This is a genomic window from Deinococcus rhizophilus (assembly GCF_030271215.1).
Classification (GTDB): Bacteria; Deinococcota; Deinococci; order Deinococcales; family Deinococcaceae; genus Deinococcus; species Deinococcus rhizophilus.
The window spans coordinates 1,754-3,631 of record NZ_JASNGB010000240.1; the positions used below are offsets into that span (position 1 = coordinate 1,754).

2 protein-coding genes and 1 pseudogene are annotated in these 1,878 nt (G+C 72.0%); 2 read left to right on the plus strand and 1 reads right to left on the minus strand.

What is annotated here, in order from left to right:
* Together QOL99_RS15860 and QOL99_RS15865 are read left to right on the plus strand one after the other, a co-directional pair.
* Positions 1–139: pseudogene (locus QOL99_RS15860) on the plus strand (tRNA (guanosine(37)-N1)-methyltransferase TrmD); the annotation flags it as partial.
* Positions 140–187: 48 nt separating this feature from the next.
* Complete coding sequence (locus QOL99_RS15865; protein WP_285525247.1) at positions 188–784, plus strand: LON peptidase substrate-binding domain-containing protein; 597 nt, start codon at positions 188–190, stop codon at positions 782–784.
* A 3-nt stretch (positions 785–787) separates the two neighbouring features.
* Here QOL99_RS15865 and purU read toward each other — a convergent pair whose 3' ends face one another.
* Positions 788–1,693: a formyltetrahydrofolate deformylase gene (gene purU, locus QOL99_RS15870; RefSeq protein ID WP_285525248.1), complete on the minus strand. Its 906-nt coding sequence runs from the start codon at positions 1,691–1,693 to the stop codon at positions 788–790.
* Between the last annotated feature and the right edge of the window lie 185 nt (positions 1,694–1,878).

Consider the following 1,878-nt stretch of genomic DNA (forward strand, 5'->3'; position numbering starts at 1 on the left):
CGGGCTGAGCCCGCAGGACAGCGCGGCGCTGCTGGCGCTGGGGGCCACCCCGGAGGACCTCGCCGCCTGGGGTGCCCCGCCGCCCCCCGCGCCACGCCGCAAACGGTCGCGCACGCCCAGACCTGAGCCGGGTCTGTAGTCCCGACTGACGTTCCCCGACCCTGGAAGGCGCAGCATGACCCCAGAGATGTCCGTTCCACTGTTTCCCCTCCCCAACACCGTCCTCTTTCCGGGGCAGGTGCTGCCGCTCTACGTTTTCGAGCCCCGTTACCGCGAACTGCTCTCCTGGGTGCAGGCGAGCGGCGAGCCGTTCGGCGTGGTGCGGATGCAGCCCCGGCTGGAGGGCGGCGCGACCCTGCTCGACCGGGTGGCGCGGGTGGGCACCCTGGCGCACCTGCTGGAGGCCGAGACGCACGAGGACGGCACGAGCAGTGTGCTCGTCGTGGGGGGCGAGCGCTTCCGGGTGCGGGGGTTTGACCCCACCCACGCCTACCTCAGCGCCGAGGTGGACCTCTGGCCGCTGGAGCCCGATCCGCTGGGCACCCCCGCCGAGGAAGCGACGGCCCGCAAGCTGCTGAGCGACCTGCTGCGCCTGCATCCCGCAGAAGCGGAGCAACTCCGCGCCAACGCGCCCGACTCGCCCCTGCTGCTGGCCAGCTACGCCGCCGCCCTGCTGCCGCTGGAACCCGAACAGCGCGAGCAGGCGCTGCGGGCCTCGACCCTGCTCGACCGCCTCGACGTGCTGCGGGCGGGGGTGCCGCTGGCGGCACGGGAACTGAATTAGCGGCTAGAACACGACCGTCTTGCCCCCCTCCACGAGGACCCGGTCCTCGACATGGGCCCTCACTGCGCGGGCGAGCACCTGCCGCTCCACGTCGCGGCCGAGGCGCACCAGGGACCCGGGCGTCTCGCGGTGGGTCACCGGGACCACGTCCTGAGCGATGATCGGCCCGGCGTCGAGGTCCTCGGTGACGTAGTGGCTGGTCGCCCCGATCAGCTTGACCCCGCGCTCGAAGGCCGCCCGGTAGGGGTTGGCCCCCACGAAGGCGGGCAGGAACGAGTGGTGGATGTTGATGACCGGGCAACCCACCCCGCGCAGAAAGTCCCCCGACAGAATCTGCATGTAGCGGGCCAGCACCACGAAGTCGGCCCCGGCTTCCCGCAGCAGCCGCACCTGCTCGGCCTCGGCCTCCGGCTTGTTCTCGCGGGTCACGGGCACCACCTGAAAGGGCACGCCGAAAGTCTCCGCGTCGCCCCGCAGGTCCTCGTGGTTGCTCAGGACCAGCGGCACCTCGGCATTGAGGTCGCCCCGGCGCACCCGCCACAGCAGGTCCAGAAAGCAGTGGTCGTAGCGGCTGACCATCAGGGCCATGCGCCGTGGCCGCGCGGCGTCCCTCAGGTGCCACTCCATCCCGAAGGGGTCGGCCACCACGCTCTGAAAGGCCCGCCGCAGGGGTTCGAGCGCGAGGCCCAGGCCCCCGAGCGAGAACTCCATCCGCATGAAAAAGGTGCCGCCCACCAGCCCGCTGGAATGCTGGTCGGAATGGATGATGTTGGCCCCGTGGTTGAAGAGAAACTGCGACACCGCCGCCACGATGCCCCCCCGATCGGGACAGGTCACGGTGAGGACCGCCGTGTCGGAGGGACCGGGGGTGGGAGCGTCGGGGGTGGAGAGCAGGGGTGGAACCGTCATGTGCCGGGCAGGATAGCGGGGCAGGGGCAGGGAGCGGGCCCCGATGCTCTACCCTCGGACCGTGCCCACCACTGACCCTTCCCCGGCCCTGAGCTACGACCCCGCCGCGCACGCCGCGCTGCTGGCGGACTACTGCCTGTCGGCGGCGCCCGGCGAGCGGCTGCTCGTCGCGGGCGGCGTGTCCG

Bases quoted from the DNA above. Each gene is read 5' to 3' on its own strand.
- QOL99_RS15865 (WP_285525247.1), top strand. From the start codon at position 188: ATGTCCGTTCCACTGTTTCCCCTCCCCAACACCGTCCTCTTTCCGGGG.
- purU (WP_285525248.1), bottom strand. From the start codon at position 1,693: ATGACGGTTCCACCCCTGCTCTCCACCCCCGACGCTCCCACCCCCGGT.